Origin of the sequence: Providencia sp. PROV040 (assembly GCF_032706145.1) — a bacterium.
Classification (GTDB): domain Bacteria; phylum Pseudomonadota; class Gammaproteobacteria; order Enterobacterales; family Enterobacteriaceae; genus Providencia; species Providencia hangzhouensis.
The window spans coordinates 4,300,608-4,326,150 of the sequence record NZ_CP120530.1 but is presented as its reverse complement, the minus strand read 5'-3'; the positions used below and the strand labels follow the sequence as shown (position 1 = coordinate 4,326,150).

Annotated in this window: 24 protein-coding genes; 21 read left to right on the top strand and 3 right to left on the bottom strand. The window is 41.0% G+C overall.

What is annotated here, in order from left to right:
- Nucleotides 1-3 precede the first annotated feature (3 nt).
- The 7 genes from P3L40_RS20130 to P3L40_RS20100 are packed head-to-tail and all read left to right on the top strand — an operon-like array spanning nucleotide 4 to nucleotide 6,898.
- Complete coding sequence (locus tag P3L40_RS20130; RefSeq protein ID WP_112307530.1) at nucleotides 4-1,002, top strand: 3-oxoacyl-[acyl-carrier-protein] synthase III C-terminal domain-containing protein; 999 nt, start codon at nucleotides 4-6, stop codon at nucleotides 1,000-1,002.
- Nucleotides 999-2,006, top strand: a complete 1,008-nt coding sequence (locus P3L40_RS20125; protein ID WP_136134301.1) for an NAD-dependent epimerase/dehydratase family protein — start codon at nucleotides 999-1,001, stop codon at nucleotides 2,004-2,006. Before P3L40_RS20130 ends, P3L40_RS20125 begins: the two co-directional genes overlap by 4 nt.
- Entirely contained in the window at nucleotides 2,000-2,803 is an 804-nt protein-coding gene (locus P3L40_RS20120) for an MBL fold metallo-hydrolase (protein WP_094961569.1), read from the top strand. The genes P3L40_RS20125 and P3L40_RS20120 overlap by 7 nt, the downstream gene beginning before the upstream one ends.
- Nucleotides 2,797-4,077 carry a F390 synthetase-related protein gene (locus P3L40_RS20115; protein ID WP_240704968.1) on the top strand — a complete coding sequence of 427 codons (1,281 nt, stop codon included), beginning with the start codon at nucleotides 2,797-2,799 and terminating at the stop codon, nucleotides 4,075-4,077. The genes P3L40_RS20120 and P3L40_RS20115 overlap by 7 nt, the downstream gene beginning before the upstream one ends.
- The gene (locus P3L40_RS20110) at nucleotides 4,074-4,688 is read left to right on the top strand and encodes a phosphatase PAP2 family protein (RefSeq protein WP_094961571.1); all 615 of its coding nucleotides are present in this window, start codon (nucleotides 4,074-4,076) and stop codon (nucleotides 4,686-4,688) included. The genes P3L40_RS20115 and P3L40_RS20110 overlap by 4 nt, the downstream gene beginning before the upstream one ends.
- Entirely contained in the window at nucleotides 4,681-5,805 is a 1,125-nt protein-coding gene (locus P3L40_RS20105) for a sterol desaturase family protein (protein ID WP_112307534.1), read from the top strand. The genes P3L40_RS20110 and P3L40_RS20105 overlap by 8 nt, the downstream gene beginning before the upstream one ends.
- Nucleotides 5,795-6,898, top strand: coding sequence for a fatty acid desaturase family protein (locus P3L40_RS20100; protein WP_110591162.1), 1,104 nt, complete (start codon nucleotides 5,795-5,797; stop codon nucleotides 6,896-6,898). Before P3L40_RS20105 ends, P3L40_RS20100 begins: the two co-directional genes overlap by 11 nt.
- Nucleotides 6,899-6,932: 34 nt before the next feature.
- On the opposite strand, the gene P3L40_RS20095 is transcribed toward P3L40_RS20100, so the two are convergent.
- On the bottom strand, nucleotides 6,933-8,252 hold the full coding sequence (locus P3L40_RS20095; protein WP_004259157.1) for a polysaccharide deacetylase family protein: 1,320 nt from the start codon (nucleotides 8,250-8,252) through the stop codon (nucleotides 6,933-6,935).
- Nucleotides 8,253-8,545: 293 nt separating this feature from the next.
- Between P3L40_RS20095 and P3L40_RS20090 the strand changes: the two genes are divergently transcribed.
- The 3 genes from P3L40_RS20090 to P3L40_RS20080 all read left to right on the top strand — a co-directional run bounded on the left by P3L40_RS20090 (nucleotide 8,546) and on the right by P3L40_RS20080 (nucleotide 12,117).
- Nucleotides 8,546-9,658 (top strand): mandelate racemase/muconate lactonizing enzyme family protein, encoded by a 1,113-nt coding sequence (locus P3L40_RS20090; RefSeq protein WP_004259162.1) that lies wholly within the window; start codon nucleotides 8,546-8,548, stop codon nucleotides 9,656-9,658.
- A gap of 249 nt (nucleotides 9,659-9,907) precedes the next feature.
- Nucleotides 9,908-11,218, top strand: coding sequence for an MFS transporter (locus P3L40_RS20085; RefSeq protein WP_004259164.1), 1,311 nt, complete (start codon nucleotides 9,908-9,910; stop codon nucleotides 11,216-11,218).
- Nucleotides 11,219-11,382: 164 nt separating this feature from the next.
- Nucleotides 11,383-12,117 carry a Crp/Fnr family transcriptional regulator gene (locus P3L40_RS20080; RefSeq protein WP_099975398.1) on the top strand — a complete coding sequence of 245 codons (735 nt, stop codon included), beginning with the start codon at nucleotides 11,383-11,385 and terminating at the stop codon, nucleotides 12,115-12,117.
- Here P3L40_RS20080 and exuR read toward each other — a convergent pair whose 3' ends face one another.
- A complete protein-coding gene (exuR, locus tag P3L40_RS20075) occupies nucleotides 12,118-12,879 on the bottom strand; it encodes a transcriptional regulator ExuR (protein ID WP_136134296.1) in 762 nt (253 codons plus the stop codon).
- A gap of 240 nt (nucleotides 12,880-13,119) precedes the next feature.
- Between exuR and P3L40_RS20070 the strand changes: the two genes are divergently transcribed.
- From P3L40_RS20070 to P3L40_RS20040, 7 genes are all read left to right on the top strand, one after another.
- A complete protein-coding gene (locus P3L40_RS20070; protein ID WP_136134295.1) occupies nucleotides 13,120-14,613 on the top strand; it encodes a UxaA family hydrolase in 1,494 nt (497 codons plus the stop codon).
- A gap of 224 nt (nucleotides 14,614-14,837) precedes the next feature.
- Complete coding sequence (locus P3L40_RS20065; protein ID WP_136134294.1) at nucleotides 14,838-15,689, top strand: MurR/RpiR family transcriptional regulator; 852 nt, start codon at nucleotides 14,838-14,840, stop codon at nucleotides 15,687-15,689.
- Between the two features lie 185 nt (nucleotides 15,690-15,874).
- Nucleotides 15,875-16,306 carry a PTS sugar transporter subunit IIA gene (locus P3L40_RS20060; protein ID WP_096864482.1) on the top strand — a complete coding sequence of 144 codons (432 nt, stop codon included), beginning with the start codon at nucleotides 15,875-15,877 and terminating at the stop codon, nucleotides 16,304-16,306.
- Between the two features lie 9 nt (nucleotides 16,307-16,315).
- Nucleotides 16,316-16,789 (top strand): PTS system mannose/fructose/N-acetylgalactosamine-transporter subunit IIB, encoded by a 474-nt coding sequence (locus P3L40_RS20055; RefSeq protein ID WP_004259181.1) that lies wholly within the window; start codon nucleotides 16,316-16,318, stop codon nucleotides 16,787-16,789.
- A gap of 46 nt (nucleotides 16,790-16,835) precedes the next feature.
- Nucleotides 16,836-17,627, top strand: a complete 792-nt coding sequence (locus tag P3L40_RS20050; RefSeq protein WP_047756133.1) for a PTS mannose/fructose/sorbose/N-acetylgalactosamine transporter subunit IIC — start codon at nucleotides 16,836-16,838, stop codon at nucleotides 17,625-17,627.
- Nucleotides 17,624-18,454 (top strand): PTS system mannose/fructose/sorbose family transporter subunit IID, encoded by an 831-nt coding sequence (locus P3L40_RS20045; protein WP_004259186.1) that lies wholly within the window; start codon nucleotides 17,624-17,626, stop codon nucleotides 18,452-18,454. The genes P3L40_RS20050 and P3L40_RS20045 overlap by 4 nt, the downstream gene beginning before the upstream one ends.
- A gap of 13 nt (nucleotides 18,455-18,467) precedes the next feature.
- On the top strand, nucleotides 18,468-19,511 hold the full coding sequence (locus P3L40_RS20040) for a tyrosine-protein phosphatase (RefSeq protein ID WP_136134293.1): 1,044 nt from the start codon (nucleotides 18,468-18,470) through the stop codon (nucleotides 19,509-19,511).
- Between the two features lie 198 nt (nucleotides 19,512-19,709).
- On the opposite strand, the gene araD is transcribed toward P3L40_RS20040, so the two are convergent.
- Nucleotides 19,710-20,408: an L-ribulose-5-phosphate 4-epimerase gene (gene araD / locus P3L40_RS20035; RefSeq protein ID WP_004259191.1), complete on the bottom strand. Its 699-nt coding sequence runs from the start codon at nucleotides 20,406-20,408 to the stop codon at nucleotides 19,710-19,712.
- Between the two features lie 455 nt (nucleotides 20,409-20,863).
- Here araD and P3L40_RS20030 point away from each other — a divergent pair, with 455 nt between their 5' ends.
- The 4 genes from P3L40_RS20030 to P3L40_RS20015 all read left to right on the top strand — a co-directional run bounded on the left by P3L40_RS20030 (nucleotide 20,864) and on the right by P3L40_RS20015 (nucleotide 25,538).
- Entirely contained in the window at nucleotides 20,864-21,676 is an 813-nt protein-coding gene (locus P3L40_RS20030; protein ID WP_096864479.1) for a DeoR/GlpR family DNA-binding transcription regulator, read from the top strand.
- 212 nt (nucleotides 21,677-21,888) lie between these two features.
- Entirely contained in the window at nucleotides 21,889-22,881 is a 993-nt protein-coding gene (locus P3L40_RS20025) for a substrate-binding domain-containing protein (protein ID WP_036958239.1), read from the top strand.
- Nucleotides 22,882-23,038: 157 nt separating this feature from the next.
- Complete coding sequence (locus P3L40_RS20020) at nucleotides 23,039-24,556, top strand: sugar ABC transporter ATP-binding protein (RefSeq protein ID WP_210853072.1); 1,518 nt, start codon at nucleotides 23,039-23,041, stop codon at nucleotides 24,554-24,556.
- Nucleotides 24,549-25,538, top strand: coding sequence for an ABC transporter permease (locus P3L40_RS20015; RefSeq protein ID WP_004259203.1), 990 nt, complete (start codon nucleotides 24,549-24,551; stop codon nucleotides 25,536-25,538). The genes P3L40_RS20020 and P3L40_RS20015 overlap by 8 nt, the downstream gene beginning before the upstream one ends.
- Nucleotides 25,539-25,543: the final 5 nt, after the last annotated feature.

Here is a 25,543-nt window from a genome sequence, read left to right as displayed (position 1 = left end):
TATATGTCTGGTAATAGGTCAATCACCCCACTAAAAATCATTGCTTCTGGTGTGGCACTACCTGAAAACAAAATTTACTCCTCAATGCTTGATGAAAAGCTCAATAAACCAAAAGGTTTTGTTGAAAAACATTCAGGTATCGAATATCGCTTCCATGCAAGTCATACCGATTCACAAGCAGTGTTAGCTTCCCTGGCGATTCAAAATGCATTGCATGCGAACCATATCGTACCAAGCAGTATTGATATGCTAATTAATGCGTCTGCAATTCCCGTGCAAGCTTTGCCTTGCTCCGCAGCGCATATCCTTGAACAATCAAATTTAAATCAAGGGATTGCCTGCTTTGATGTTAATTCAAGTTGCATAAGCTTTATCACTGCGCTACAGGTTGCTGCGGGGTTATTAGCCACCAGTGCTTATCAACGCATTGCAATTGTTTCTGCGGATATCGCCTCGCGTGGTATTGATTGGCAAGATAAAGAATCATCGTTGATTTTTGGTGATGGTGCAGCTTGTGTTGTTGTGGAAAAAGGGGATGGGAATAGTGGAATTATTTCTTACACACACACCACTTATACCGCAGGCATTGATTTTTGTGAAATTCGCGCAGGTGGCACAAGACGCAACCCACGCGCAGGGATGATTGATGATGATTTTCTGTTCCATATGCAGGGGAAAAAACTGTTTCGCCTCGCATCTTCTTTGATTGAAGATTTTATGCAGCAGGTTTTCAGTGAATCAGGTATACAACTCAAACAAATTGGTACCGTGATCCCACACCAAGCAAGCCATCTTTCTTTAGAACATATGCGCCAACGTGTGGGCGTAACAACAGAGCAATTAGTCGATATCTACTCCCATCGTGGGAACCAAGTTGCGGCCTCTATCCCTTCAGCATTACACGAAGCAATTATCACAGGCCGTTTCTATGAAAAGCCCAGTGCCATGCTAATTGGCACTGCCGCTGGGTTAGCGCTGTGCGCCATGGTATTAGTGCCATGAAGATCCTCGTCACAGGTGCCACGAGTGGCCTTGGTAGAAATGCAAGTGAGTACTTACTGGGGCGAGGTTTTGAAGTCGTCGCTTGTGGGCGAAACCCGCAAGCAGGAGAACAGCTAGTAAAAATGGGAGCTGAATTTATCCCTTGTGAACTGGCTCAGCTTTCTTTGCAACAGGCCAAAGAGATGATGACTGGCTGTGATGCCATTTGGCACTGCGCTGCTCTTTCTTCACCTTGGGGCAAACGTCAAGATTTTGAGACAACAAATGTTCATGCAACTCAAATTTTAGCTACCGCCGCGGGGGAAGCCAAAGTCTCACGCTTTATCCATATTTCCACCCCAGCCATTTATTTTAATTTCACCCACCAGCAAAATATTCATGAGTCCACGGTTAATAAACATTTCGCTAACCAATATGCCAGAACAAAATATTTAGCCGAAACTAGGATTGAGCAGTGCGTTAAGCAGTTTCCGACAACTCGTTACACTATTTTGCGCCCTCGAGGTTTATTTGGCCCCCATGACCGCGTTTTGCTACCGCGTTTGCTCGCCCAAATAAAATCACGCAAGGGAAAACTGGTGTTACCTAATGGGGGAAATAACCATTTTGACCTCACCTATGTGGGAAATGTGGTTCACAGCATGCAGTTGGCGACTTTCAAAGAAGTGCTCCCTAATGGCGCCATTTATAATATTACCAACCAACAGCCCCAAGCACTAAAACAGACATTAAATCAGTTATTTAGTGAGCTAAACTTAGATTGCGAAATTCGTTCAGCCCCTTACCCTTTACTGTATGTTATTGCCAGCCTATTAGAAGCCATTGGCTATTTAACGGGAAAAGAACCATTACTCACTCGCTATAGCCTTGGCGCAGCCTATTTCACCATGACATTAGATAACCAAAAAGCACAGCAAGAACTGGGTTACTATCCTTTATATAGTATGCAACAAGGTATTCATTTGACGGCTAAATGGCTGAAACAACAGGAGAACCCATGCTAAAAATTCATCAATATGAGGTGGGTTACTGCACACATCCAGGCTGTGTGGCTTTAAAAGGTGCTAGTTTTAAATCCTGTAAATTCCCAGCAAGAGCATGGCTGATTGAAGATGAACACCAGCGTTGGCTATTTGATACGGGTTATGCCACCCATTTTTATGATCATACGCGCCATGGCATTATGCGGTTATATCGAACCGTTACCCCAGTGTATTTCGAAAGCAAAGACGCCCTTGTCAATCAATTGGCTAATGATGGCTTAAAACCTAATGATATCAATGGGGTGATTTTGTCCCATTTTCATGGTGACCATATCGCGGGGCTACGTGACTTCCCTGACATCCCCATTATTTGCTCAGGAGATGGCTGGGCTAAAACACGCCCTTTAACAGGGTTTGCTGCATTGAAAAATGCCTTTGTCAGTGGTCTTCTACCAGAAGACTTTGAACAACGTACTGTATTTTATGAAGGTTTCCCAAAGGTGGCGTTACCTAATGAATTACAAGTTTTGGGCGAAGGCTATGCGGTAAATCAACAGAAGACGTTATTCATTGTGCCGCTCCCTGGGCATGCTGCAGGGCATATTGGTTTGTGTGTACTAACTGACTCAGGCTGGATATTGCTCGCAGGTGACGCAGCATGGTCTCCCACTAATTACCGTGAATTGCGCGGCCCTATGGCCATTGCCAATATCATCATGGATGATAAGCAGGCTTATTACGAAACACTCAATAAATTACATGAAATTGATAAACGCAATGTGGTTATCCAACTGTGCCACGAAGGGGATTTATTGTGATCCTCTCGATGCTTTGGCATTACTGGCGCGCTCGTCATTTGACGTTTCGCAACCGTGACGAGCTAGAAGCTTATCAACAAAAACGTTTGGCACATTTTAAGCGCAAAGTGTTATCGAAAAGCCCTTACTTTCAGCGATATATCAATCAGCCATTATCTAATTTTCCCATTATGAATAAACAAGTCATGATGGATAATTTTGATGAGATGAATACCGCCAGGCTTTCTAGCCAAAAACTTCTAGAATGTGCACAAAAAAGTGAGCAATCTCGGGATTTTGCCCCTAAAGTAGGGCGCTACAGTGTCGGGTTGTCCTCTGGAACCTCAGGCCGTCGAGGCCTTTTCGTTGTTAGCCCAGAAGAACAAAATGTTTGGTCTGGCAGCATGTTAGCTAAAATGCTGCCTAAAAGTCTGTTTAGTGGTGAACGTGTTGCTCTATTTTTACGTGCTAATAATAACCTGTATGAAAGTGTCAATAACCGTTGGATTTCACTGCGTTTTTATGACCTTTTTGCAGATTTTGACCTGCAACTTACTGCACTTGAACAATATCAACCATCAATTATTGTTGCGCCAGCCCAAGTGCTATGCGCAATAGCTGACGCCATTAACCAACAGAAACTTCAACTAAATGTGCAGAAAGTCATTTCCGTGGCTGAAGTATTAGAACCCCATGATAAACAAAAATTACAGGATTGCTTCCCCAATGTTGGAGAGGTCTACCAAGCAACGGAAGGTTTTTTAGGCTGTACTTGTTCTCATGGTACTTTACACTTAAATGAAGCGTTTGTGCATATTGAGCCTAATTGGCTTGATAATAACCGTTTTTCGCCGATTATTACGGATTTTACCCGTAAAACACAGCCTATCGTTCGTTATCAACTGGATGATGTGTTAGTGGTGAAAAAAAACACCTGCCCATGTGGCTCCCCTGAAATGGCGATAGAACGGATTGAGGGTCGCTGTGATGATTTGCTTCAACTTCCGGGTTATAACGGCAAAATGGTGACTATTTTTGCAGATCCCTGTGCGCGGGTTATTGTGAATCACTTACCTGTTACTGCTGATTTTCGCTTAACACAGCAAGGCAACTCATTATATTTACAGGCTGAATGCTCTCCCATGGAGTTATCCCATTGCCAGCAACAGCTAGCAAGTTACTTTGCAAGCCAACACGTTGATATTACGCAATTAGATTGGCAATTATCATCAGCCGCTATTACGCAAGCACTCTCGGTTAAAAAGCGACGTATAACCCGTAAGGAAGTAAAATGAACAACAGGGAATTATTCACTCGCTTTATTTATTGCCTACTCGGCTGGGGAACCGTAGGTATTGTTTACCAATATACCGGGCAAGTGACTGGGCAAGCTCATATTTTACTCCCTAGTAAACTAGATAATGCCGTCCCATTTTCCCCCGATGCCATCTGGCTTTACCTCTCCTTTTTTCTGTTTATCCCACTTGGGTATTTTCTCTGTCCCCTAAGAAAAGCGCGCCCACTTATGTATGCCATGCAACTCTGTGCGCTGGTTTCTGGGGCTGTTTATTTGTGCTACCCCACGACTATGCTATACCACGATTACGACTTATCAACCTTATCCGGACTGGCTTTATCTGCTTTAATGAATATTGATAGCCCACAAAATTTACTACCTTCTCTACATGTCTCATTGACTCTCGTCGTACTGAATGCATTATGGTCAACACAACAAAAATTTCGCACGGTTCTAGCCGTAATTTGGGCCCTTGCTATTTGTGCTTCTGTATTGGTGTTAAAACGCCATTTATTTATTGATGTGGTCACTGGCGCACTCACCGCTTGTGGAGCATTAGTGATTGTTCACACTGCGAAGTTTGTCTTAAAGAGAAACACTAATGAATGAATTAACCTTTCCGATTGTTTTCATGTTAGCGGTTGTGGTCGCAGAAGGTTTGGTGATAGCCAAAACACAAAAAGGAACCGTTAGCTGGCAAGAATTGGTGTTCAACCTGAACTCTGGCCATATTATGCTGTGGCTGTTTAGAGGGTTAGAGATTTTTTGTTACGGCTTTGTCGTGACCCACTACTCATTCAATCTCGTTGAAAACTGGCCAACCGCACTGGTGTGGGTGTTTACGATTTTTGCTTGGGACTTTGGCTTTTACTGGCTACACCGTTTACACCATACTTACCGTGTTTTATGGGCCGTTCATGTGGTACATCACCAAGGGGAGCACTATAACCTATCATTAGGCGTGCGTAATTCGTGGTATTCATCACTCACATCAATCCCATTCTTTATGTTGCTGGCGCTAATGGGGATCCCTTTAGAAGTGTTTATCACCGTTTCAATATTGCACTATACCATTCAATTTTTTAACCACAGTGCGCTGATCCCGCGTTTGGGTTGGTTGGAGAAATTTATGGTAACGCCACAACACCACCGAGTTCACCATGTGAAAGAAGGGCACTATTCCAACCGTAATTTTGGTGGCAGTTTTATTTTTTGGGACAAACTGTTTGGTACGTTTTCCAAATTACCTGAAACGGAACACCATTTTGGCATCAAAGGGGCTCCCGCTTCTGAAAACCCATTTATTGATAGTAATTTACCTTTTTGGCGTATCATTAAACGTCGCAGTCAACCCAAGGAAAAACCCGCACCATTATTTCGCGTGAACCAAATCGCATTAGTAATGGGAACACTTCTCCTATTTAGCCTAGTTATTGGTTATGTCTATATTTATGGCTATGGTTATCAGGGAACGACTCAACAGCAAGTGATTTTATTTATCTTATTAGCCTTAGGTACCGTGGCACTATCAGGTATTTCAGATGGCCGCAAAATTGGCCTGATGAGCTGGTTTTTTATCGCTTGCTTACTATTAATTTGCATTTTATTTATTTGGCAATGGACAACGCCATTTTGGGTAATTTTTACCACGGCTCTGTGGCTGCATAGTTTATTAATGTTACTTGGTATCGGCCGAAAACCCATACAGGTGCGTGATGTCGCCTGAGCAGCTAAGGCCGTTAGGCTACCAACACCGCCATGATCAAGCGTTCCAAAAAGCGTTGAACAAGGCCGCTAAACACTATTTACAACAGCGTGCAGATCACCGGTTTGCTGACTTACGCTTTTATTTAAAAAGCTTGGTTTTAATCTTGTGCTGCCTAGGCAGTTACGGCATAGCGCTGTGTGTTAACGCGTCTTGGGCTTTTTTTATTTTTTACCCCCTATTTATCTGCTTCGCATTGTTATTGGCGATTAACTTAGTTCATGATGCTTCCCATAATGCGATTTTCAAGCAGGCCAAAGCCAATTATTGGCTCAATTTTTGGGTCACTATTCCGTTGGGTTTAGACCCTGAATGTTGGCGAGTCAGGCATATTATTTTTCACCATGCTCACACCAACATTCGTCATTATGATTTAGATATCGAAGAAAATTTTGTCTTGCGCCAAACCCCTTATCAGCGCTGGTACCCGTTTATGCGAGCTCAGCATCTGTATTGGCCATTAATTGCCGCAATGACTTTCCCTGCATTGATTTGGTTCTTTGATTGGATGGATAGATTTCATTTGACGCGCGTCGCCCCGCATATGCGCCATCAAGGCCGTCGTGGTATTGGGGCATTTTTATTGGCTAAGTTACTACATTTGATTGTTGCAATAGTCATACCTGCGTTTGTTATCACTGATATCAGTTTAGGTACCTTGCTACTCACTTACTTATTTAGCCAAATGCTTGCCTCCCTCGTATTTGTTGTATTAATACTTGGCACCCATTGGGCGAAAGCAACTTTTTATACGCCCCCCAAAGAAGGCAATATGCCACATGGTTTTTATACTCATACTTTTTCAACCACTTATGATTGGCAAACCACACCTCGTTGGCTAACCTATTGGTTAGGCGGGTTAAACTTACATCTTACACATCATTTATTTCCGAATTGGAACCACCGCCATTACCCTGCACTTGCTAAGATAATTGAACAAACCGCCGAACAGTTTTCGATGGATTATCATTGTATTAGCGCGAAAGAATTGTTTGTTTACCAACAACAATTTTTAAAAGAGATGGGAACGGGCAAGCAAGCGGATGAGCACTGAGCCAAACAACCCAGTGCTTACTTCGCTATATTGATTATCTGTCGATAATAATATTTTGATTTATGACGCTTTTTTCACTATTACCTACCATCTGAGCAAATTTCTCTAATGGGTCAGTCCGAAAAGCATACAAACGTTTGAGCGCAAAAGGGTTATCCCCCAATTTAACTTTTCCTTGAATGGTCGTGACGGCAAGATGTAGCCCCGCATCTTTAGCCGCATCCATCGCTGATTGGTTATAACCACCAAATGGATATGCAAGGTAACGCTGCTCAGGTTCGAAACGGCTTAGAATTCTCATCGACCGTTTGAAATCCAACATGATCGTATGTTCTTTCCGGCTAAATAAAATGGGTGAATTATGATTATCTAAACGATGTAAAAAGTGAGTATGAGATTGGATATTAAAAACGTCTCGGCTATCTTTTATCTCTTGTTTATTCATAAATTGTAAGTCATGCGCTGACCATTTTTGTGGCTGTGTTTTAATCCGCGAAGAAATAATAAATAGCGTCGCCTGCTGGCGGTTATGCCTTAAAATCGGTAATGCATAGCGATAAACTGATTTTAAACCATCATCAAATGTCAGCACGACTGCTTTACCTGGTAAGTTAGCAGATTTATTCAGATAATCTTCCACATCGGCAAGCGAAAGCGTTTGGTAACCCGCCTGTTTTAAATAATTCATTTGTTCACGAAATGCTTCCACAGATGTCGTCGTTGACGTGTCACGAAAATGCTTATTTTCACTGTCTTTGAGAATATGGTGATAAGTTAAAATTGGAATGCCTTTATCTAATGCTACATCATCTAAACGCACATAGCCCAGCCTATCCCCTAGGCGAATCGTTAGCCAAGCAGTCTTTTCTCCTGCTTTATCCGTTTTAATCATCCGCGCTAACACAGGGTAGCGCAGGTTTTCCCATAAAGAGGCAATTTGCTTACTATTACTCTGAGTTGAGTTATATACCGCTGTTTTTTGGTGCGTGACCAAATAATCATAAATGGGATTTTGTAAATCATTTAGCCTATCCACTTCAGGTACATAACGCGGTTTTTGGTTAGAAAACGATACTGTTTTTACAAAGGCATACCCATTGCCAAACTGCATTGCACAATAATCCCCCGAAGGAGAATAAGCATAAAAACCGTGTTCTGCATTGAGTTCTGCGACGGCTCGCATTTCTCCAGCAATCATCGCAAAAATAATTTCAGGCTGTTTTGTTTGCACTAGCTTTGGTGGGATGTCTGCCAACTGCCAATCGTCAGTGTTGTTGACGGTCTCAGAAGCCAAAGATTGGGGAAGATAATTCGTAAATAAAATACAAAGCAATAAAAGAAATCGTTTAGACATGTTTTATCCACTATAAAGCTGGGTTTCCGCCATTATTCTAAACCTACTCTAGATTGAACCCCATACCCTGATAAAAATTTTTATTGTTCCCTGCTTCCCACTATTTTCACCTATTAAGCTGTTATACCAATTTTAAAGATACGCCATAATCTATCATACAAAATAAAGAGATCTAGCTCATATTTATCAGTAAAAAGCGCCATACAGGCACAATCTGTAAATCATTTGACAGTTTAATCCACTTCCCACTGTTAGATTGGCATTCAACCACCTTACAACACCTGGGAACAACAATGAAAATAAAAGAAATTAGTACTTTTATCATGCACGTACCTGTCACTAATGACCTAATTGGTGACTCAACTCACAGCATTACCCATTGGGGGATGCCGGGTGTCATGATCAAAACAGAATGTGGATTAGTCGGTTATGGCCACACAGGGACACATGCCGACATCACCACTGACCGTTTAATCACCACTATTATTGAAGATGTTTTCGGCCCAATGTTACTCGGCGAAGACCCAACAGAAGTGCGCTATTTACATCGAAAACTCACTCGCAGCTCAACCAATATCTGGGTAGGTCGTGGTGGTTTGATGCAAATGGCGATTTCTGCCATCGATATCGCCCTTTGGGACCTTAAAGCTAAAGCCGCAGATCAGCCGCTATGGCAACTGTTTGGCGGTTCAAAACACAATAAAGTTAACGCCTATAACACCGACTGCGGTTGGTTAGTGCGTAGCCAAGAAGACTTAGTCGATGATTGTAAAAAAATGATCTTCGAAGAAGGCTTCAAAGCAATAAAAATGAAAATTGGTAAACCAGATCCACGCGAAGATCTACAACGTATTGAAGCTGTTCGTAACGCAATTGGCGACGATATCGACCTAATGGTCGATGCAAACGGTAAATGGGATATCAGTATTGCCAAGCAATATGGCCACCGTTTAAATGATTTCAATATTAAGTGGTTTGAAGAACCATTATGGCATGATGATGTCGCCAGCCATAAACAGCTTGCTGCTTATATGGATACACCTATCGCATTAGGTGAATTACTTTATCACAATGATTCATTTAAAGAATTTGTCTTGGCGGGTGCCGTTGATTACTTACAACCTGATGCAACACGCTGTGGCGGTTTAACAGCGGTATGGGAAATTGCTGACTTAGGTATGGCCTTTAATTTACCCGTGACACCACACCATGGCGATATGATGCAGGCACAATTGCATCTGGTAATGGCACATCCCGCTTGTTCTTTACTGGAATTTATTCCCTGGACACTGGATTGCTTTGTTGACCCGGTCGAAGTCATTGATGGTGTTTATACCACACCAACCGCGCCTGGGGCAGGTACGACGTTAAAACCTGAAGCATTAGCCAAATTTAACGTGAAATAATGATCATTCCCTTTTTCAATATTTTATTTCTAACAACATGAAAAAGGGAAATTAATAACAAGAATTATTCATTTTAAATTACTTATTTATACTCTGAATAATTCATGGTGCAATCAACAACACTGCAACTTGAAGTATGACGAGTACATTAGCTCTATACTCTACTCTGCTGGTTATTCAGCGGCGGGCTAAACACATAATAAAAATGAATAGATAACATTACTATCTTACAAAAAACTGGGGTGAACCATGTCCACCAATACGGATCATTTATCATCGGCTACCAGCAAAGCAATACGAAAAATAATACCTATGGTGGTATTAATGTTCATATTGGCTTATTTAGACCGTTCAAATATTGGTTTTGCAAAACAAGAGTTTCAATTAACAACTGGGTTAAGTGACGCTGCATACGCATTTGGCGCAGGGATCTTTTTTATCGGCTACGCACTATTTGAAGTGCCAAGTAATATTCTGTTGTACCGAATTGGCGCTCGGGTATGGTTATCGCGCATTATGGTCACATGGGGGCTAGTCTCTGCCGCCATGATGTTTGCTCATGATGAAACCACCTTTATTGTGCTGCGTTTCTTACTTGGTGTCAGTGAAGCTGGCTTCTTTCCGGGGGTTATTCTGTATTTAACCTTCTGGTTCCCACAAAATATCCGGGCACGGGTGACAGGCTACTTCTTATTTGGGGCACCACTAGCGTTTATCATTGGCGGCCCATTATCTGGCTCATTATTGTCGTTAGAAGGAACTTCATTTGCCTTCGGTTTATACGGCTGGCAGTTAATGTTTGTCGTAGAAGGTTTATTAGCGTCTATTGTCGGGATTTGGGTGTTCTTTTACCTTGATGACCGCCCTGAAAAAGCCAAATGGCTGACAGCTGAGGAAAAAAGTGCACTTTCCGCTAAATTAGCCTTGGAAGAAGATGCCAAAGCAGGCCATAGCCCGAAAGGCGCCTTGAGAGCATTATTAGATATGCGCGTTCTCTACCTGTGTCTGATTTGGTTTACCGTTCAAGTATGTGGCTATGGGATTTATTTCTTCTTACCAACCCAAATCGGTACGTTGTTGGGCAGTAAAGTCGGCATACTTGTAGGCTTTGTTACCGCCATTCCACCACTGTGTGCGGCGATTGCGGTTTATTATGTACCTCGTATTTCAGAACGTCTAAAAGAACGTCGTAAGGTCGCTGCCATCACCTTTATGTTAGGTGCGGCGGGAATTGCGGTTTCTGGTTTATTCGATAGCATTCCCGTCATTGCGATTATTGCCCTGTGTGTGGCAGCGGCTGGTCACTTGGCGATGCAGCCTCTGTATTGGAGCTTCCCATCTGCATACTTAGGCGGCACCGCAGCTGCATCGGGTATTGCTTTGATTAACTCAGTGGGTAACTTAGGTGGTTTTGTGGCACCAAACTTACGAGTTTGGGCTGAAACTACCTTTGAATCTGCCCGTGCAGGACTCTATTTTATCGCATTGGTCGCCTTTATCGGTGGTCTGTTGATTCTGACATTAAAAAGATTAGGTATTGAAAAACGATTTGAAGATTAATTAATTATCTTTTAAATCCCTCCCGAGCCACATTAATGGCTCGGGTTTTCTATTACCTTATTTCTTATTTATGAGGTTTACTCGAATATTACAGCGGTTCATGATTGAACATAACCCTACCAAATGTCATGATAAAGTTAGCCAATCATGCAGGGAGCATTCAGATGAACATTGCGGTACAAAACAGCCAATTAGTTCTAACGCATGAAAATATTCTTGAAATATTAAAAACAAATAGTTGGTTTAGTAACTTACCTGATTATTTGATTTCCATCTTAATGACATGCGCCACATTACGTTTCTATCCAGATGGTGAAATGGTTCACTATCAGGGTGACCCTGCTCGTGGTCTATATGCGGTGATTCAAGGTTCAGTAAAAGTAAGTTCAATTTCCTCAGATGGCCGTGAATGTGTATTTCGCTATCTTTCACCAGGCAATTGGTTTGGCGAAATTGCCATGCTAGATAAATCAGCGCGCACCCATGATGCCAAAGCGATTAGCCCAACCATTTTACTGACGATATCACCGAAAGACTTAACCATGATCTTGGAAAAACACCCCGTTTTTTACCAATTTCTGAATATTTTACTCTGCAAAGTGATTCGTAATGCCTTTACCATTATCAATGACAGTGCCTTATTATCTGTTTCAGCCCGACTCGCCAAACGCTTATTGAGCTTAGCAGAAGGCTATGGCGAACCTCATGAAAAAGGAATTCAACTAAGCTTATATCTCACACAAGATGACTTAGCGACCATCATTAATACCACACGGCAAACCATCAATAAGCGTTTAGTCGCATGGGAAAAACTAGGCTGGATTGATGCAAAATACGGGAAAATTATTTTAGTTAACCTCCCCGCGCTGAAGCAAATATCGGAAGATGATGAGGAATAACTAGCTGTTATCATCCATGGTTGGGCTATCTGCGAAGAAATAGCGATCCATGGTGAATTCGAAGTCATCACTGGTCGCATTGAATAACATTTTTTTGGTATTTTCCAAATGTTGCCACATAGCTTGCCGCGCCCCTTTAGGGTCTCGACGCGCTAACGCCTGCAAAATTTGGTCATGTTCATCGCACCAGCTCTCAATCGAACGGTTATCAATGTGCTCATGAAGCTTGAGCCAGTAAGGGTTACGTAAGCGTTGGCTCCACATTTGCTCAACGATCACCACCATCGCACTGTTATGGGTCGACGCGGCAATTTGCATGTGAAAAGCAAGATCCCATGTTGAATCACGAAAACGATCCTCTTTGCGAGCATGCTTTTGAATATCAACTAGTTTTAAAATATCTTCTTTGGTGGCTTGGGTCGCGGCAAACTCGGCGATATGGCTTTCAATCAGTTGCCTTGCTTGCAAGAGCTCAAACGGTCCACAGCGGCTAAACTCTAATCCCGTTTCTGTATTGACTGAGTTATTAGACCGGTTACTAATAACATGTATGCCAGATCCTTTGCGTACATCCACATAGCCTTCTACTTCTAACATAATGATGGCTTCACGGATCACAGTACGGCTCACCTTCATTTCGTCAGCAAGTAACCGTTCCGCAGGTAATTTAGTGCCAACTGGGTATTCGTTATTTTCGATACGTTCTTTGACCAGAGCCGCAACTTGTTGGTATAGGCGCGGTTCACTCTCTTGTGAGCTCATTATTTTCTCCTTTCACATAACCACCCGACTCGCTGGCCATCAATGTCCACAGTATAACGAAATTTTTCGACGATGGGTGAAATAGAACTTCACTAATAAATAAATCATAATAAATTGGTATAACATCTTTTAAAGTTGTAAACCGGATCGTATAATGAATGAAATTTAGACAACAAAAGATCATTCATACTTTTTATGGCTGATCATGCTTAATCCGATTTCCAGTTCAGGGAACGCAATATGATAAAAGATATAATTAAAATACATCCCAATGACAATGTCGCCATTACTTTAGTTAACCGACAAGCAGGGGAAACCATTAGTGTTGCAGAGCAATCAGTAACATTAAAACAAGATGTTGATCGAGGGCATAAAATTGCCCTCACCTTGATTGAGGCTGGCAATAATATTGTTAAATATGGCGCTCCTATCGGCCATGCAACGACGACCATAACGGCTGGAGAGCATGTTCATACTCATAATACCGCCACCAATTTAAGTGCCTTAAATGATTATGAATACCACCCTGAACACAACACAATTGCCGTTACACGGCCGGATCCAGAAGTGCAAATCTATCGCCGAGCAAATGGTGATGTCGCTATCCGTAATGAAATTTGGGTGATCCCAACGGTTGGCTGTGTTAATGCGCTGGCAAGAAAAATGATCGAACGCTTTAATAAACAACATAATGGCGCTTCTGATATTGATGGTGTTTATCTTTATAACCATACTTTAGGGTGTTCCCAGCTCGGTGATGACCATTTAACAACCCGTACTATTTTACAAGATATGGTTAAGCACCCTAATGCAGGTGGCGTTTTAGTCATCGGTTTAGGCTGTGAAAATAATCAAGTCGCCGCCTTTAAAGAAACATTAGGTGACTATGATGATGAACGCGTGAAATTTATGGTATGCCAACAATTAGATGATGAAATTGAAGCCGGTGTAGAGCACCTTAATGCACTTTATCAATTAGTACAGCAAGATAAACGTGAGTCAGGCAAACTGAGCGAAGTGAAATTTGGTCTTGAATGTGGTGGTTCTGATGGCCTTTCAGGGATCACGGCTAACCCATTGTTAGGCTGCTTTTCTGATTTTTTAGTCAGCCATAACGGCACCACGGTGTTAACCGAAGTGCCTGAAATGTTTGGTGCTGAGCAAATTCTAATGAACCACTGCCATGATGAACTGACGTTTGAGAAAACGGTCAATATGATCAATGACTTCAAACAGTATTTTATTGCCCATGACCAGCCAATTTATGAAAACCCATCTCCAGGTAATAAAGCCGGAGGCATTTCGACACTCGAAGAAAAATCCCTCGGCTGCACACAGAAAGCTGGCACTAGCCAAGTAATGGATGTTTTAAAATACGGGGAGCGCCTGACAACCCCAGGATTCAACTTGTTAAGCGCGCCGGGTAATGATGCCATTGCCACCAGTGCCTTAGGAGCAGCTGGCTGCCATATGGTGTTATTTACAACAGGTCGTGGCACGCCATATGGTGGCTTTGTCCCCACCATGAAAATTGCGACCAATAATGAATTAGCCGCCAAAAAACCCCATTGGATTGATTTTAATGCAGGTGCCTTATTAACAGGAAAATCCATGGATCAGTTATTAGATGACTTCATTCAGTTGGTTGTCAAAACCGTTAATGGTGAACCTACAAAAAATGAAATCAATGATTTCCGTGAATTAGCAATTTTTAAAATGGGCGTCACACTTTAAAAACAAACTGATCCCTATTGCTTTGGTTATTATTAAGCAATAGGGATATAACTAACTATTTATATTTATTAACTTTTTCCTACCGACCTTACTTTCTATCCTAAGCCATAAGCCCATTTATCGTGACACGAAGACAATAAAGAAAAGTCACCATTTCCCTATTTTTAAGATATGGTAGGATCCGTTTCGTAACGGCGAATTTTAATTTATTAGCAGGGTAAATAATGATAGACCTAAAACTTAGAGAGGCCAGAGACAGCCTTTCCACCAAAGAAAAACAAGTTGCTGAGTACATTATTGCTAATAAGAAAAACATGCAAAGTATGAGCATTCAATCCCTAGCCCAAGAAAATAAGGTCAGTACCACCACTATCTTGCGCCTGTGCCATAAGTTAGGCTACCAAGGCTTTAGCGATCTAAAAATTGATTTAATTTCATCGATTAATCACAAGTCTTACGGCACTCTACTACAAGAAGATATTGATATTAGTGATTCAATGGAAACCGTTAATCACAAAGTAGGATTGATTGAAAAATCATCCATAGAAGAAACTTGCGCTTTGGTCAATTTAAATGCCTTTAAGCTAGCAAATGAATTAATTAGTAAGAGTAAAAAAATTGTCATTTATGGTGCAGGCAGTAGTGGATTAGTTGCAAAAGAATTTGAATATCAACTAATTAAAATAAAAAAAGATGTTAATTGTCACCTTGATTACAGCATCCAATTCAGTATTGTGAATACGTTAGATCAAAACGATCTTGTCATTGTCATTTCTCATTCCGGTGAAAACCACGAATGCATCAAGCTACTTACCCTTGCGCGTGAATTACATGTTCCAACCATTGCTATCACGAAAATGGGGCAAAGCTCGGTGTCATCGCTAGCAGAAACAGTCTTGCACACGATCTCCACGGAGCACGTTTCAAGGCTTATCCCTATTCGCTCAAAAATTTCGCAACTGACTGTAATTAATATGTTGATTACTAACTTATTTATTAAACAGTACGATGAACGAATTCAAAAACAAATTAGTACTCGTGCGGAGCGCTTTTCTCGCTTAAATAGCAATAACTAATCGGCTTTCTCCTCCTTAATATCTTCTATGTGGCTCTAAGTAGCCACTTCGATCTTGCTCACAAAAATGACCCTTTCTAGGAACTCCCCCTTTTCATTCCCCTTTTTTGTGATATTGTTACTTTAAAATAAATATATAAAAGTAATTTTATTACTAAAATAAAAAAATAAATATAAGGGGAAAAAATGAGCTCTCAAATACCTATCATACTGGCTAGCCATGGGCCTTTTGCACAAGGGTTATTGGAATGTGCTGAAATGCTAATCGGCTCTCAAGAAGATATCAGCGTGATTTCCATTCAAAGAGAAAGCAATATTAATGAGGTAAAAAAACATTTATTTGAAACATATCAAAATGTTAATAAAGGCGATGGCGTTTTAATTTTAGTGGATTTATTAGGCGGTTCTCCTTGCAATTTAGCCAGCGAGCTCGTTATTACCCAAAATGATGTTGTGCTGTACTGCGGAATCAATGTTCCTACTTTTCTCGAAATACTCAGCAACCGAGACCTCCCTTTACATGAACTTCATCAAGTCATTAATGATGTATTCCCTGACAGTTGCCTTAATGTCGGTGAACAACTTAAACCATTAGCACAAAATGATAGCGAACTTTAGGAGAATCCCATGCCAATTAATGTTGCTCGAATTGATGACAGACTTATCCATGGCCAAGTTATAACCACTTGGGTTAAAAATTTTGATATTGAACAGGTGATTATCGTCAATGACAAAGTTGCCAATGACACCGTTCAACAATCAGTTCTTACTATGGCTGCTCCACCAGATCTAAAAGTAGTCGTTTTTGGCGTCGATAAATTCATTGAAGTCTTAAAAAAAGCGGAAATTAAACGCCGCACTATGCTGCTGTTTACTAACAGTATTGATGTGAACAGGCTTGTCGAAAGTGGCTTAAAACTGGAAAAACTGAATGTCGGCGGGATGCGTATGCAAGAAGGCCGTCGTAATTTATCCCGTGCGGTTGCTGTAACACCGGATGAAGAACAAGCCTTTAGGTCACTTATCAACAATAACGTTGCCGTTGAAATTCAAATGGTTCCTAAAGATCCCATTGTTGAATTGAAAACATTACTCAATTAATTCATTTAATCATACTTATTTTCACTCAATAAGTAAGGAGCCTATTATGTTAGTAGAGGCCATTTTAATTGCAATTTGGGCAGGCATTTGCTCATTGGATGATGTCGGTCCGCAAATGCTAAGACGCCCACTGCTCACCGGTACTGTGGCCGGTATTATCATGGGCGATATGGTTCAAGGGTTAGCCATTAGCGCCACATTAGAATTGATGTGGATGGGAATTGGTAACGTCGGCGCTTATTCTGCACCCGATATTATCGCTGGTTCAATTATTGGAGTTGCACTCGGTATTGCTTCCAATGGCGGAATTGCAGCGGGTATCGCCCTTGCCGTGCCAGTCTCTATTCTATGCCAACAATTACTGATTATCTGGCGTTCTTTTGCCAGTTTCTTAAATGTCTGGGCCAGTAAATCCATTCTTGATGGAAACTACAGTGGCCTAACAAAAGTCCATTATTTTTCGACGCCACTGTGGTTTTTTATTCGCGCCATTCCCTGCTTTATTGCCGTTTATTTTGGTAGTGACTTAGTCAATAGCATATTAAATGCCGTACCTGAAAGTATTCTTACCGGTATGGGGGTCGCATCTAAACTGATCCCTGCTGTCGGTATCTGTATTCTGCTACTCATGTTGCTTAAAGGCAGAATGTGGTTTTTCTTTCTGCTCGGTTTTATGCTCACAACCTATTTAAAACTGCCAATTATCCCAATTACTTTTATCGCTCTGGCATTTGCAGTGCTTTATGACATGGCATTTGCCAGCAGTTTGCGCCAAACACCAGAAGAAAAAACAGCACCAACCTCCCATAAAAATGAAGAAGAGGAGTATGACCTATGAGTGAAGTAACCACCTCTGAAAATAAAAAACTCACGAAAAAAGAGCTTAATGGTATGTTTTGGCGAATTCAAACCATGTCATTCTCATACAACTACGAAAAACTGCAAACTATTGGTTTTGCGCATTGTATGGTGCCCGTTCTCGATAAACTGTATGAAAAAGCGGATCAAGAAACACGTATTAAAGCCATGCAACGCCATTTCGAGTTTTTTAACACGCAAATTAACGCTGGCGCATTAATTCTCGGTGTCACCGCTGCATTAGAAGAAAAAACAACAGAAGAAGAAAAAGAAGCTGTCGTTTCTGTAAAAGCCGGTTTAATGGGGCCATTTGCAGGCCTAGGTGATAGCTTATTAAAATTTACGTGGTTACCTATTTGCGGCAGCATCGGAGCCGCATTTGCACTGCAAGGTAATATTATTGGCCCTATCTTAATGTTTATTCTGTTTAATATCGTCAATATCGGCACCAAATATTTCTTTATTCATTATGGCTATAACAAAGGCGTTGATTTAATCGAGCAATCGAAAAAATCAAATATTATTCAGCGAATTACTAATATAGCGAACGTTGTCGGGGTCATGGTCCTAGGTTCCTTGATAGCGACGACCGTCAAGCTTTCCACTCCGCTAACCATTGCCGTCGGTGAGCAATCTATCAAAGTACAAGAGATGTTTGACAAGGTAATACCTAACTTACTCACTCTTCTCTTTGCCCTCGGTATTTTCTTCCTTGTTCGTAAATTTCAAGGGAAACATACCGTTGCACTCATTGTCGCCATTATGGTTTTAGGTGTTATTTGTTCTGTGTTCGGAATTTTAGGATGATAAAGGGAAATATATGGAAATCGAAGTCAACAGAGTGAGTGAATCAACACTCGAAATAAAGTTTAGTGAAATTCCATCCTCTCCTCTAGCATTATATTGGACGGATAGACCTGATACTCAAGTTTATCCTGAGAATTTCATTACAGATAAATTAGAGAATACCATTACAGTTCAAGACCCATTAAATGCTAAACAACGTATCTATTTTATTTTACAAAATGCCAACGGACGTAGATTATTCGCTGAAAGAACATTGCCTATTGAGGGGTTAAATAACTTCCGTGACTTTGGAGGTTATACCACAACAGACGGAAAACAGGTGAAATGGGGAATGCTATATCGCTCTAACCATCTGTTTAATTTGAATCAACAAGCGGTCAACTATATTTCCCACCTAGGGATTAACAGTATTATCGATTACCGTACTCAAAATGAAATTAACAAATCTCCTAATTGCCATGTTGGTGAAAAGAAAACGTATCATCTCGATGCTACGGCTCAAACAGCTGAATTAGCAGCACAATTTGCTGCATCACCAGATAATGAAGACAAAGCACTAATCGAAAGTGTTATCCAACACATTCCGAAAGAAATGATTAACGGCGATGGGTTACAAATATTGGAACAATATCGCCAATTTGTGGTGAGTGATAAGTCAAAAGCTGCCTTTAAGCAAATGATAGAGGTTTTATTAAATAAACAAAATGCCCCAAGTATTCAGCATTGCCGTGGAGGAAAAGACCGAACTGGTTATGGTGCATTGCTGGTACTTTCCATGTTAGGTGTGCCAAAAGAAACCATTGTACAGGATTATATGATCACCCATTTTAACCGGCTTGAACGTAACGAAATTAAAATGGCGGGATATCGAAAAATAACCCAAGACCAAAATGTACTGGATTATTTACTCTCACTAATTGATACTCAAGAATCATTTATTTTAGAAGTCTTTAATACAATGGAGGAAACATCTGGCTCTGTTGAAAGGTATATTAAAGATGAACTTAAATTCACAGATAATGATATTAAGCAGCTTAGAGAGATATACTTAGTTTAAATAAATTTAATTATCTTATAAACAACCACAGGCTTAATAAAATAAACCTGAGAAATTGCTTTATTTAAAATAACAGTAAAATAGCCACATAGAATATTCATTGTGGCTATTTTATTGACGAAAAAAAATCCGTTATTGATCATAGAATCAATAATTACTCTCGTTCGCCAATTCTATTTAATTAATTTTTTAGCTACTTTATTTTTGCCCGTAATATGCATTTTTACCGTGCTTACGTAAATAGTGTTTATCTAATAATACTTGTTGCATTGAACCTACTTGTGAACTTAATTGACGGGTAAATAAATTCATATAGGCAATTTCTTCTAACACTACGGCGTTATGCACTGCGTTATCGGGGCTTGTCCCCCAAGCAAATGGGCCATGGCTATTCACTAATACGGCAGGAATATCTTTTGCTGACAGGCCTTTTTCCTTAAAGGTTTCAATGATCACATGGCCCGTTTCTCTTTCATAATCCCCTTCAATTTCACTTTCTGTCATTTTACGGGTACAAGGAATTTCACCGTAGAAGTAATCGGCATGGGTTGTCCCTAAGGCGCTCAATGGCTGCCCTGCTTGAGCCCATATCGTGGCGTGACGGGAGTGAGTATGAACAATACCGCCAATTTCAGGGAATGCTTTGTACAATGCCAAATGCGTGTCGGTATCTGAAGACGGTCGATATTTCCCTTCGACTACTTCTCCACTTTCTAACGATACCACCACCATGTCTTCTGCTTTCATGGTTTCATAGTCAACGCCAGAAGGTTTTATCACCATTAGCCCAGCTTCGCGGTCAATACCACTCACATTTCCCCAAGTAAATGTCACTAGGTTATGTTTGGGTAAGGCAAGGTTCGCTTCAAAAACCTGTTGTTTCAATTGTTCTAACATAACAACTCCCTAGCTTGCTTAAATATGCTTTAATATCAACAACAAAAATTTATTATGGTGATGTTTTTTGTGTGTTGATAACCTTTATCTGGCTATTAAGGTAAACAGATTTAGGCCATTTAAAAAGCACCTCACTTTACAAATTCGTAACAAAATCGCCTAAGTCGGTCTTATTCGGGCATATTCAGTCAAATAAAGTCATAATACAGATGTGGTTAAATGACCGAGTTAGCCCAATATTTTTTGTTTATTAAGAGAAAAGCAAAAAAACACCGCAAATATAGTGATTCAAATCTAATTATTATGTAACAAGCCACATTAGCACTCTTAAAATTAAGATCAAAATCACTTTAGCAGGCTTTGTTTTTTTCAAAAACAGATTACTTGAATCCAATCACGACAAAAAAAAAGCAACACGGGCAGAATAAATATCGTGGAAAGAATAGGAGTTAAATATGTTACAAGCCGAACGCCATAAATTAATTTGTTCTCATGTTTCGCAGAATGGTTCGGCGTTAGTACGTGATTTAGCTCAATTGTGTCTCGTTTCTCAAGAAACTATCCGTCGTGATTTAACTGCCCTTGAGCGGGAAAATAAGATCATCCGTAGCTTTGGGGGCGCGGTAGCCATCGACCAAGAAGAGATGTCGATGGTGAATGTTATGCCTTCTTCGGTCAAACTCAGTCAAATGGTTGATGGCGCAGAGTCTTTTCGCAAAAGAACCGAAGAGCACCCTGATGCCAAGATGAAGATTTCAAAGGCCGCACTAAAATTAATTCAGCCTGGTGACTGTATTATGTTAGATAACAGTAGTACTTGCTGGTTTCTAGCACGGCAAATACCTGATATCGACATTACGGTAGTGACAAACTCGGTCAAGATTATCCAAGCCTTGGCCTGCCGTGACCGAGTGCGCGTTATTGGTATTGGTGGGGAATATTCAGAACGCCATGATGATTTTCATGGCCCAATTGCAGAAAGTATTATCCGTAGCTTTCAGATAAAAACCTTATTTCTTTCATGCCAAGGGTTCAATATCGAAAATGGTATTCGCGATGGCAGTGAAATAAACTCAAAATTAAAAAATATTATGTTACAGGTTTCCGAAAATAAAGTTTTGCTCGCGGATAATAGTAAATTAGGAAAATATGCATTTAGCCAGGTTTGTACATTTGATGATATTGACGTATTAATTACAAACAAACTAAATGATAATAGTTTTCAAGAAAAGTTCTCTAACCTTAGAATTATCGAGTGCGATAAATAAGTTATAAAAATAAAAATCATGTAACTGTGATGTAAGTAAAAAACAATAAGTTCTATTTTATTTTCTGTATTAAATAAGCGCAGGGATATTATTTACCCATAATTCCTTGGCACTTAATTATAGGCATATCTAAATATAAGAAGTTCATTATTTCTAAATAATGGAATTTCTTGATTTAGTATCCATCTACACTAAGGAATACAACTATGAACATGAAGAAGCTAGTTTTACCTTGTTTAATGAGCGTTGCACTATTTTCAAATGTCGCGATGGCTGAATCACAAAAAGCACAAAAGCCCTTTACCATGGGTGTCGTCGTTAAAGTCGGTGGTATTCCTTGGTTTAATGTGATGGAACAAGGTATTACTGAAGAAGGCAAAAAACTCGGTGTAAATGCCTTCCAAGTCGGTCCAACAACGGCTGACCCAGCGGAACAAGTTCGTGCTATCGAAGATTTAATCGCGAAGAAAGTGGATGTCATTGGCGTTGTCCCTAACGACGCTAAAGTGCTTGAGCCTGTATTAAAACGTGCTCAAGACGCTGGAATTAAAGTCATTACCCACGAATCACCAAACCAAAAAAATGCAGATTGGGACTTTGAATTACTTGATACCCAAAGTATGGGCGCTAACCATATGAGAGATATGGCGGCATGCATGGGCGAAGAAGGCAAATATGCCATGTTTGTGGGAAGCCTGACAGTACCATTAGTGAACGAATGGGCCGACGCTGCAATTGCTTACCAGAAAGCGAACTACCCGAAAATGCAAATGGTCGATGACCGCTTTGGTGTTGCCGAATCCGTTGATGACTCAATGCGTACAGCTAATGATTTGTTATCTAAGCACAAAGACTTAAAAGGCATCATGTCATTTGGTTCACAAGGCCCTATCGGTGCAGGCCGAGCCATTGATAAACGCCGTAAAAATGATGAAACCTGTGTATTCGGGACATTCACACCTGGCCAAGGCATCAAATTACTGGAAAAAGGCGCAATTGATGGCGGCTATATTTCTAATCCAAAAGTCGCAGGACAAGTATTTGTACAGGTTGCGACTGCCATGATGAATGGTGAAGAAATTAAAGATGGCGTGTCTATTGGTGATATGGGTGAAATCAAAGTCAGTGGCAACACGATTTTGAGTGACAACCCCGTTAATTTGAATATTGAAAATACGAAAAAATTGGTCGAAGTCGGTCTGTAATTTCACCTTGTCAAAATAATGTTCAAAACAAAAATACAATATTTATCAAGATATTAATTTTAATGTTCTTTGAGTTCGAGTCGCCTGCACTAACGCAGCGGCTCGAACTCATCACGAACAAGCCAACACCAATTTATTTGCAGTAGGAATTGTACTTATGACAAGCACCTCAAAAGCTGACAAATCCGATCCACTCATTACCTTGCGCGACCTTTCCAAAAGCTTCGGTGGTCACCGTGCATTACGCAATATCGATTTGACGCTCAACAAAGGTGAAGTGCACTGTTTAGCGGGCACCAATGGGTGTGGGAAAAGCACATTAATTAAAACCATCAGTGGTGTCTATGCCCCTGATGACGGTAGCAAAATTGAAATTGATGGAAAAAGTTATCACCGGTTGACGCCAGATAAAGCGCGTGAATTAGGCGTGCAAGTTATCTACCAAGATTTGTCATTATTTCCAAATTTAACCGTTGCCGAAAATATCGCCTTTGAGCTAAACCTCAAAGGCTATTTTGGCTGGTTTCGCAAAAAACAACTGCGCGAAAAAGCGCTAGAAATCCTCAATGAACTGGCTTTCACCATTGACCCCGACACGCCTGTGCAATTTTTACCCATTGCTCAACGCCAACAAGTTGCTATCTGCCGCGCCCTAGTCGCCGACGCACGCCTGGTCATTATGGATGAACCAACAGCTTCATTGACCCGAACAGAAGTCAACCAACTACTATCAACAGTTAATTACCTAAAAGATAAGGGTATTACTGTTGTTTTCGTAAGTCACCGACTAGAAGAAGTGAAAGAGATTTCTGACCGCATCACGGTGATCCGCGATGGCCAAAAAATTGGGACTTGGCCTGCTGAAGGCTTAACTACCCGCAAAATTACTGAGTTAATGACTGGCTTAGACATTGTCCATGAACGCAAGCCACCCAATAATGCGGAAGACCGACGCACAGTACTTGAGCTAAAAAACCTCAGTCGAGCTGGGCAATATCATGATATCAACTTAAATTTAAAACGCGGTGAAGTGTTAGGTTTATGTGGTTTGTTAGGTTCAGGCCGTACCGAATTAGCATTATCGTTATTTGGTATTACCCATCCAGATAGCGGCGAATTATTTATCGAAGACAAGCCTGTTAAGTTAAAAAACAACACCGACGCCATTAAGCGTGGCATTGGTTATGTCTCTGAAGACCGCCTGACTTTAGGTGCCATTTTACAACAATCCATCGCAGACAATATGGTGATTTCGATTCTTGATCGACTCAAAACACCTTGGCATTTAATCGATGAAAAACAGTGCCAAGAAATCGTACAAGAGTGGATAGCCGACTTAGATATTAAAGTCACCGACCCAAATAACGCCCTTTCAACACTTTCAGGCGGTAACCAGCAAAAAGTGGTACTTGCCAAATGGATTTTAACTCGCCCTAAAGTACTGATTTTAGATTCGCCAACCGTTGGTGTTGATATCGGTGCAAAAGACAGTATTTACAAGCTGATTCACCGTTTATCAGGTGTTGGTATCTCCATTTTATTAATTACCGATGAAGCCTCCGAAGCTTATTACAATTGCGACAGAATTTTACATATGAAACAAGGCGCTATCGTCAAAGAAATTGTGACAGATTCCATCAATGAGCAACAATTGGAGGAAATCATCAATGGCTAATTGGCAAAAGTTACGACCACAATCTGTCGAAGGCTGGCTGACTTGGGTCATTCTTATCATGGTGGTGTTCTTCACATTGATGAGCCCACAATTTCTGACTATTCAAAATTTACTCGACCTCAGTGAAAGCTACGCCGTTACGGGTATTTTCGCCTTAGGATTATTTGTGGTTCTCGTCACTGGGGGTATTGATATTTCGTTTGCCGCTGTGGCTTCCGTAGTGCAATACGTGATTGCGACTTGGTTATTGCAAGGTTTTATTGCAAGCCCTGCCGTTAGTATCACATTGGCGATTATCATCGGTATCGCTTTTGGCTTAATCAATGCCATTTTAATTTACTCGCTGAATGTTGTGTCAATTATCATCACCATCAGTATGCAATCACTGCTGTTTGGAATGCTGATGTGGTTAACCAACGGTCACAGTATTTATGACTTGCCAGATTGGTGGGTTGACCCTGTGACTATCCTGCCTTTTGAAGTGGATGGTGAATATTACCAAGTTGGCTTGCCGTTAATTGTGATGCTTGGCATTGCCTTCTTAACGTGGATTTTAATGAATAAAACGCACATCGGCCGTCAGCTATATGCCGTCGGTGGCAGCCAAGAATCTGCGTCTCGTATTGGTATCCGTGTTTCAGTGATTTACCTGTTTGCTTACGGCTACCTTGGCGCGATGGCAGCGATTGGCGGTATGTTGCAAACCTACCGAATGAGTGAAGTGGTACCGAGTGCCCTTGTGGGCGGAGAGCTAGATGTGCTTGCCGCGGCTGTATTGGGTGGAGCCAGTTTATCCGGTGGCAGAGGCTCGGTGATAGGTACATTAATGGGGGTTTTCCTGATTGGTATCTTGAAAAACGGCCTTAACCTGATTGGTGTTTCAAACTACTTCGTCAATATCGTCATCGGGCTGGTTATTCTCATTGCGATTTGTATTACCCACTATAAAAAACGTAAAGAGACGGACGTAGGTTTTGTTTAACAGGA

Bases quoted from the DNA above. Each gene is read 5' to 3' on its own strand.
- P3L40_RS20130 (WP_112307530.1), top strand. From the start codon at position 4: ATGTCTGGTAATAGGTCAATCACCCCACTAAAAATCATTGCTTCTGGT.
- P3L40_RS20125 (WP_136134301.1), top strand. From the start codon at position 999: ATGAAGATCCTCGTCACAGGTGCCACGAGTGGCCTTGGTAGAAATGCA.
- P3L40_RS20120 (WP_094961569.1), top strand. From the start codon at position 2,000: ATGCTAAAAATTCATCAATATGAGGTGGGTTACTGCACACATCCAGGC.
- P3L40_RS20110 (WP_094961571.1), top strand. From the start codon at position 4,074: ATGAACAACAGGGAATTATTCACTCGCTTTATTTATTGCCTACTCGGC.
- P3L40_RS20105 (WP_112307534.1), top strand. From the start codon at position 4,681: ATGAATGAATTAACCTTTCCGATTGTTTTCATGTTAGCGGTTGTGGTC.
- P3L40_RS20100 (WP_110591162.1), top strand. From the start codon at position 5,795: ATGTCGCCTGAGCAGCTAAGGCCGTTAGGCTACCAACACCGCCATGAT.
- P3L40_RS20095 (WP_004259157.1), bottom strand. From the start codon at position 8,252: ATGTCTAAACGATTTCTTTTATTGCTTTGTATTTTATTTACGAATTAT.
- P3L40_RS20090 (WP_004259162.1), top strand. From the start codon at position 8,546: ATGAAAATAAAAGAAATTAGTACTTTTATCATGCACGTACCTGTCACT.
- P3L40_RS20085 (WP_004259164.1), top strand. From the start codon at position 9,908: ATGTCCACCAATACGGATCATTTATCATCGGCTACCAGCAAAGCAATA.
- P3L40_RS20080 (WP_099975398.1), top strand. From the start codon at position 11,383: ATGAACATTGCGGTACAAAACAGCCAATTAGTTCTAACGCATGAAAAT.
- exuR (WP_136134296.1), bottom strand. From the start codon at position 12,879: ATGAGCTCACAAGAGAGTGAACCGCGCCTATACCAACAAGTTGCGGCT.
- P3L40_RS20070 (WP_136134295.1), top strand. From the start codon at position 13,120: ATGATAAAAGATATAATTAAAATACATCCCAATGACAATGTCGCCATT.
- P3L40_RS20065 (WP_136134294.1), top strand. From the start codon at position 14,838: ATGATAGACCTAAAACTTAGAGAGGCCAGAGACAGCCTTTCCACCAAA.
- P3L40_RS20060 (WP_096864482.1), top strand. From the start codon at position 15,875: ATGAGCTCTCAAATACCTATCATACTGGCTAGCCATGGGCCTTTTGCA.
- P3L40_RS20055 (WP_004259181.1), top strand. From the start codon at position 16,316: ATGCCAATTAATGTTGCTCGAATTGATGACAGACTTATCCATGGCCAA.
- P3L40_RS20050 (WP_047756133.1), top strand. From the start codon at position 16,836: ATGTTAGTAGAGGCCATTTTAATTGCAATTTGGGCAGGCATTTGCTCA.
- P3L40_RS20045 (WP_004259186.1), top strand. From the start codon at position 17,624: ATGAGTGAAGTAACCACCTCTGAAAATAAAAAACTCACGAAAAAAGAG.
- P3L40_RS20040 (WP_136134293.1), top strand. From the start codon at position 18,468: ATGGAAATCGAAGTCAACAGAGTGAGTGAATCAACACTCGAAATAAAG.
- araD (WP_004259191.1), bottom strand. From the start codon at position 20,408: ATGTTAGAACAATTGAAACAACAGGTTTTTGAAGCGAACCTTGCCTTA.
- P3L40_RS20030 (WP_096864479.1), top strand. From the start codon at position 20,864: ATGTTACAAGCCGAACGCCATAAATTAATTTGTTCTCATGTTTCGCAG.
- P3L40_RS20025 (WP_036958239.1), top strand. From the start codon at position 21,889: ATGAAGAAGCTAGTTTTACCTTGTTTAATGAGCGTTGCACTATTTTCA.
- P3L40_RS20020 (WP_210853072.1), top strand. From the start codon at position 23,039: ATGACAAGCACCTCAAAAGCTGACAAATCCGATCCACTCATTACCTTG.
- P3L40_RS20015 (WP_004259203.1), top strand. From the start codon at position 24,549: ATGGCTAATTGGCAAAAGTTACGACCACAATCTGTCGAAGGCTGGCTG.